Below are 6,326 nucleotides of genomic sequence, written 5' to 3' on the forward strand. Positions count from 1 at the left end.
GGTGGTCCTGACCTTCGCCGGCGGCAAGGTGGTCCTGACCTTCGCCGGCGGCAAGCCGGTGGTGAAGGTCGGACGCATCGCCGGCCAGTTCGCCAAGCCGCGCTCGTCCTCGCTGGAGACCATCGACGGAAAGACCCTGCCCAGCTACCGCGGCGACATCATCAACGGCATGGCTTTCACGCCGGAAGAGCGCGTGCCAGATCCGCAGCGGCTGCTGCGCGCCTACAACCAGTCGGCCTCGACCCTCAACCTGCTGCGCGCCTTCGCCGGCGGCGGCTACGCCGACCTCTACAACATCCACCGCTGGACCATGGGGTTCGCGGCCGACAGCGCCTACGGCCACAAATACCGCGAACTGGCCGACAAGATCACCGAGGCCCTGGCCTTCATGGAGGCCGTCGGCGTCACGCCCGAGAGCCATCCGGACCTGAGCCGGGTCGAGGTCTTCACCAGCCACGAAGCCCTGCTGCTGAACCTCGAGAGCGCCCTGACCCGCCTGGACGGTGCGACCGGCGAGTGGTTCGACACCTCGGCCCACATGGTCTGGATTGGCGAGCGCACCCGCCAGCTGGACGGCGCCCACATCGAGTTCGCGCGCGGCATCAGGAATCCGATCGGCCTGAAATGCGGGCCGACCATGGAGCCGGACAATCTGCTGCCGCTGATCGACGCCCTGAACCCGGACAACATCCCGGGACGCCTGACCCTGATCGGCCGCTTCGGCGCGGACAAGGTCGGCGACCGCCTGCCGCGCCTGATGAAGGCGGTGAAGGCCGAGGGTCGGCGCGTGGTCTGGTCCATCGACCCCATGCACGGCAACACCCTGAAGGCCGGCAACGGCTACAAGACCCGGCCCTTCGAACGCATCCTCGCCGAGGTCCGCGGCTTCATCGACGTGGCCGAGGCCGAAGGCGTCCACCCCGGCGGCGTGCATCTCGAGATGACCGGCCAGAACGTCACCGAATGCCTCGGCGGGGCCCAGGCTTTGACCGAGGATGACCTGTCCAGCCGCTACCACACCCACTGCGATCCGCGCCTCAACGCCGATCAGGCGCTGGAACTGGCCTTCCTGGTCGCCGAACGGCTGAAGGCGGGCCGTCAGGCGCGATCGGAGGCGGCATGAGCATGGAGGGCGTCGGCAGGCCCGCAGGGGACGAAGCGGGCGGACGCTGCGCCTACCAGGGCGCCCCGGGGGCCTTCAGTCACGAAGCCTGTCTCGACCTTCGTCCGTGGGACGAGGCCGTCGCCTATGACTCGTTCGAGGGCGCCCTCGCGGCGCTGAAGTCCGGCGAGGTCGGCTGCGCCCTGATCCCGGTCGAAAACACCTCCGTCGGCCGGATCGAGCCGGCGGCGTCCCTGGTGGAGGCCGCGGGACTGAACATCGTCTCCGAGGTCTGGCGTCCGATCCGCCTCGCCCTGATGGCGCCGTCGGGCGCGACCCTGCGCAGCGTGAAGACGGCCGAGAGCCATCCGATCGCCCTGCGCCAGTGTCCGGACTCTCTCGCGGCCCTGGGCCTGACGCCGGTCGAGGCCTTCGACACGGCCGGCGCGGCCCGCGCCGTGGCCGAAGCAGGCGACCTCACCCGCGCCGCCGTGGCGCCCACACGCGCCGCCGAGGTCTATGAACTGTCGATCCTGCGCAACGATATTCAGGATTCGGAAGACAACCGGACGCGTTTTGTCCTTCTCAGCGCCCATCCGGCTTGACGCGGCACGATCCGTGCGCCCTTTGAGCGGCATGGTCCGCCCGCAAGCCATCGCTGCGACTGCCTCCGCCCGCGTTTCCGCGGCCGCGGACCTGTATTTCTACGGCTTTCGATACGCCGGCTGAGGCGTCCGGGACATCGTCCTGACGGCCTCGCCGGCGACCGCCCCGCAACGGGGCGGCGGCCCGCAAACCCCCACAGCGCCGTGACCGAAACCGAAAGCCCTCTCCCGTGCCCCATTTCCGTACCAACCCCGCCCTCCAGCAAGTCTGGCCGACCGCCGTCGCTGCGGTCACCGACATCTCGCCCGAACACATGGCCCTGGCGGCCCTGCGTCACGAGATCGATCACCTCGACGACGAGCTGCTGGCCCTGTTCGAGCGCCGCCTCGCCATCGCCGCCCGCGTCGGCCAGGCCAAGGACGCGCCCGCCGGCCCCCATGTGAAGCTGCGCCCCGACCGCGAACAGGCGGTGCTGGCGCGAATGCTGGCCAAGGCCCGTCCCGACAACCGCGAGGCGGTGGAATCCCTCTGGCGGCAGATCGTCGGCTGGGGTCTGGCGCGTCAGGGCCGGATCAAGGTCCAGGTCTGGTCGCCCATCGAGCCGACCCGCGCCTTCGATGGCGCCCGGCTGCGCTTCGGCGCCGCCGCCGGGATGCGCGCCGTCCATGATCCCGAGGCCGCGCTGGCCTGGGCCGCGGAAGGCCACGGCGTCGCCGTGCTGGCGGTCAACGCCGACAGCGCCTGGTGGATCGGCCTGCGCCGCGACTGGTCGATGCTCAGCGTGTTCGACGGTTTCGGCGGCGCGACGCCGACAGCGCTGGCGGTCGGGCGGATCGATCCCGCGGCCCTGCCGAGCGGCCGGCGCGTCCTGGTCGTCGCCGGCGGAGACGCCGGCGACGGGGGCGACATCCGTCGGCGCGGTCTCGCGACCCACCACGGCTGGACCCTGTCGCTGACCGACGCCGCCCTGCCGGTCGGCGGCGACGAGGGCTGCGTCGGCGCGATCGGCTAGGACCGAAGAAGTGGGCTCAGGCCGCCTTGGCCGCCCGGATGGCGCGGTCGATGTCGGCGGGCTGGATGCTGGCGCTGGCGCGGCCGTTGAYGAAGAAGGTCGGGGTGCCGAGCAGGCCGAGGCCCGAGGCCGAGGTCTGGACGTCGGCCAGATGCCGCGCCGTTTCCGGGCTCGACATCGCCGCCTGTGCGGCGGGGCCCGCGATGTTCGCGGCGAGGATGCGGTCGACCGCCGCCTTGTTCAGAGCAGGTTCGGCCATCAGGGCCCGGAACACGGCCAGATACTTGCCTTCGCGGTGCGCGGCCTGGGCGGCGCGGGCGGCGTAGTGCGAAACGTCGTCGGTCCCGCGGTCAAGGATCGGCCAGTCCTTGAACACGAACCGCACGTCCGGGTGGGCCTGCATCAGACGCAGCACATCCGGCGCCGTCGCCTTGCAGCCGGGGCAGCGGAAATCGAAGAATTCGATCACCGTGACCTTGGCGTCAGCCGGCCCGAAGGCTGGGTCCTGCGCGCTGACGGCCAGCAGCGAGGGACTGGCGGCGGCGCGCTGATTGATCGCATCGGTGCGCGCGCCGTCCTCCTTCGCCTGGAGCGCCGCGCTGACCTCCTGCAGGATTTCCGGATTCTTCAGCAGATAGGCCCGGACCCGCCCGTCGAAATCGCCCCCGGAGACATAGGGCGCCGCCGCCAGTCCCAGGGCGACAAGGGACACGGCCATGGCCGCCATCGCCGCGCGGGGACGGTCGAAGAAGCCGCGGTCTGGCGCGGGCGTCGGGTCTGGCGCGTCGGTCATGGGAGTCTCGGTAAGGAGGAAGTCAGCCCGCGGCGGGGATGACGCCGCCGCGGTCGCGGCGGCTGTTGCGGCGGTCGACGTCGTCGATGTCGTCCTGGGTCGCGCCCGAGGCGAAGACGATGTCCATGGCGCGGGTCCATTCGGCGGTGCCGGGGGTCAGCATGTCGCGGGCGCGCAGGGCGAACTGGGTCGCCTGCTGTTCGGCGCCCATGGCGAAATACATTTCGGCTGAGGCCAGGCGGGCCTCGCCCTCCCTGTTCTGGCTGGCGTAGGCCTGGCTCAGCAGCCGCCAGCCCAGGGTGTTGTCATGCTCCAGGGCCGTGGCGCGTTTCAGCTGGTTGACGGCCTCGTCCAGCTTGGCCGGGTCGCGGGTTTCGATCAGGGCGTGGGCCAGGTTGATGCGCAGCAGGGGGGCGTCGGGCTTCAATTCGACGGAACGCTGGTGGGCGCCGATCGCCTCGGCGGGCCGGCCTTCCTCGAACAGGATCTGGCCCTTGAGTTCCCAGAAATAGGGGTTCTCCGGCTGTTCGGTCAGGAACACCTCGACCGCGGCCAGCGCCCTTTCGGTCTGGCCGTCGCGATACAGGGCGATGGCGCGGGCGTAGCGCGCCGGCAGGGATGTGTCGCTCTCCGGATAATCGCGCAGCGTCTGGTTCGGCGCGTCCATGAAGGCGTGGATCTTGGCCAGGATCAGCGCGTGTTCGGCGACACGTTCAGGGCTGTCGCGATGATCGTAATTTGACTGTTCGGCCACGAAGCGGCGCAGGTTCTCGATCCGCTCCGACGACAGGGGGTGGCTGCGGAAATAGGGATAGCGCCGCTGATCCGAGAACACCTCCTGCGCGCGGAAATTCTCGAAGAAGGTGACCAGACCGCGACCGGACTGCCCCGCGTTCTGGAGCGCCCGCGCGCCGGTGTTGTCGGCCTCGCCTTCCTGATGGGTCATGTAGCGCAGCGCGTTGAGCGTGCCGAAATACTGGCTGTTGCCCAACAGGACCGCGCCGGCGTCGGGCGCGCCGGCCGCGATCGCGAGCGCGCCGAGCGCCATGGTCATGAGCATGGGCTGCATGCCCGCGCCCTGGGCCCCGTCGCGCAGGGTGTGGCGGTTCTTGATGTGCCCGGCCTCGTGGGCGATCACGCCCAGCAGTTCGTTGGCGCTGCGCGTCTTCAGGATCAGGCCGGTGTTGACGCCCAGGATGCGCCCGCGCGTGGCGAAGGCGTTCAGGTCGTTTTCGCTGATCAACAGGATTTCGATCTCGGACGGCTCGAGCCCCATGGCGGTGAACACGGGGTCCGACCACGCGTGGATGATGCCCTCGATCTCGGTGTCGCGAATGGCGCTCTGGGCCGTGGCGGGCGACGCCGCGGCCAGCACGAGGCCGACGGCGGCGATGGCGCCGGACAGCCGGGCGGCGGCGTTTCGGGACAGCCAGTTCACTGCGAACTCCTCATACCCAAGTCTGCGCCCCCGCCCGGCCGATGGTCACTACCTAATCACGGCCATTCAGCGGCGCCACCATCCGCGCTTCGGCTTCTCTGGCGGAGCCACGATCTGGTTCGGGTCTTCCGCGATCAGGGCGGCGACATCGACCTCGGGCTGCGGCGGTGCGACGCGTTCGACGACAGGAGCGGGCGCGGGCTCCGGCCTGACTGGCGCCTCGGCTATCTCGACCGTGGCTTCGGCGGGCGTGACGTCGAGCACCGCGGGCGCGGCTTCCGGCTCGGCCTCGTTGGGCTCGATCGGCGCGGTGACGGCTTCGGCCTCCGACGCGGCGGTTGCGCTGGCCGAGACCTTGCGGCGGACGCGCCGGCGCTTGGGCTCTTCCGCGATGGCGACCGGGGCGACGTCGGCGTCGTCGATGACCACGGCCATCGGCGTATCGACCGAACCGTCGGGCGGCATGCCCTCGTTGGTGGCGCGGGTCTCGACCTTGGTCTCGTGGGTCAGGCCCTGTTCGCTGCCGCGATCGCGACCGCGACCGCGTCCACGACGACGGCGCGAGCGGGGACCGCGTTCGCCGCCGATCTCGCCCTCGGGCCGTTCGCCGACAACCTCGTCGACATCGCCGGCCGGAGTGGCGTCTGCTTCAGCGCGCGGCTCGGTGCGTTCGGGATTGATGGGATCGAACCAGACGTAGGGGTCCTCCAGCGACGGCGTGCGGCCGCGCACCCAGTTGAATCCGTCGCGCTCGCCGCCCTCTTCCCGCACACGGCGACCGCCGCGGCGTCCGCGCCGGCGGCGGCGGCCGTTCTCGCTGTCGTCGTCGTCCTCGCCGGCGGCGAGGGCGGGGGCCACAGGCGCGGCCTCGTCCGTCGAGGCTTCGGCGCCGTCACGGCGTCCGCCGCGACGGCGACGGCCGCGGCCCCGGCCGCCTTCGCCCTCGACGCGTTCGGTCCGCTCGCGGGGTTGGTCGTCGTCCGTGTCCTCGCGGTCCAGGGCGTCGTCGTCGGCGATGATTTCTTCGTCGTCCTCGTCCTCGTCCTCGAAGGCGCTGTCGTCGAAGTCGTCGTCGAGGTCGATGAAGGCYTCGGGSCGTTCCTSSGGGACGAAGTCCTCGTTGGTTTCGGTGCGYTCSAGCGAGTGRTCGCCCTGGCCGAGGGTGTCGTCGATSASGATGACGACGTTCAGGCCGCGCTGGGCCAGCAGGCGCTGCAGATAGTCGCGCTTGTGGTTCAGGATGTAGAGGGCSACGGCSGTGCACAGGCGCAGGTCATATAGAGGGTGACGCGGTCGCCCTTCACGACGCCCAGGCTCTTGAGCACATTGGCGACGCCCAGGCTCTTGAGCACATTGGCCATGCGGCAGACTTCGG

At 70.6% G+C, this 6,326-nt stretch carries 5 protein-coding genes and 1 pseudogene; 3 read left to right on the plus strand and 3 right to left on the minus strand.

Features of this window, described 5'->3' with window-relative positions; translation table 11 throughout:
- The 3 genes from ASD25_RS26660 to ASD25_RS26670 all read left to right on the plus strand — a co-directional run.
- On the plus strand, positions 1-1,123 hold a 1,123-nt coding region (locus ASD25_RS26660), incomplete at its 5' end, for a 3-deoxy-7-phosphoheptulonate synthase class II (RefSeq protein WP_056621490.1).
- Positions 1,120-1,707 carry a prephenate dehydratase domain-containing protein gene (locus tag ASD25_RS26665; RefSeq protein ID WP_055829164.1) on the plus strand — a complete coding sequence of 196 codons (588 nt, stop codon included), beginning with the start codon at positions 1,120-1,122 and terminating at the stop codon, positions 1,705-1,707. The genes ASD25_RS26660 and ASD25_RS26665, both read left to right, overlap by 4 nt.
- A gap of 230 nt (positions 1,708-1,937) precedes the next feature.
- The gene (locus ASD25_RS26670; protein WP_055829166.1) at positions 1,938-2,720 is read left to right on the plus strand and encodes a chorismate mutase; all 783 of its coding nucleotides are present in this window, start codon (positions 1,938-1,940) and stop codon (positions 2,718-2,720) included.
- Between the two features lie 16 nt (positions 2,721-2,736).
- Here the strand turns inward: ASD25_RS26670 and ASD25_RS26675 are convergent, their stop codons facing one another.
- The 3 genes and pseudogenes from ASD25_RS26675 to ASD25_RS32535 all read right to left on the minus strand — a co-directional run.
- On the minus strand, positions 2,737-3,513 hold the full coding sequence (locus tag ASD25_RS26675; RefSeq protein ID WP_056621492.1) for a thioredoxin domain-containing protein: 777 nt from the start codon (positions 3,511-3,513) through the stop codon (positions 2,737-2,739).
- 22 nt (positions 3,514-3,535) lie between these two features.
- The gene (locus tag ASD25_RS26680) at positions 3,536-4,951 is read right to left on the minus strand and encodes a M48 family metalloprotease (protein WP_156376932.1); all 1,416 of its coding nucleotides are present in this window, start codon (positions 4,949-4,951) and stop codon (positions 3,536-3,538) included.
- 66 nt (positions 4,952-5,017) lie between these two features.
- A pseudogene (locus tag ASD25_RS32535) lies at positions 5,018-6,326 on the minus strand (ribonuclease E/G); the annotation flags it as partial.

The sequence above is a fragment of the Brevundimonas sp. Root1423 genome (assembly GCF_001426805.1).

Coding starts and splice junctions, on each gene's coding strand:
- ASD25_RS26665 (WP_055829164.1), top strand. CDS start 1,120: ATGAGCATGGAGGGCGTCGGCAGGCCCGCAGGGGACGAAGCGGGCGGA.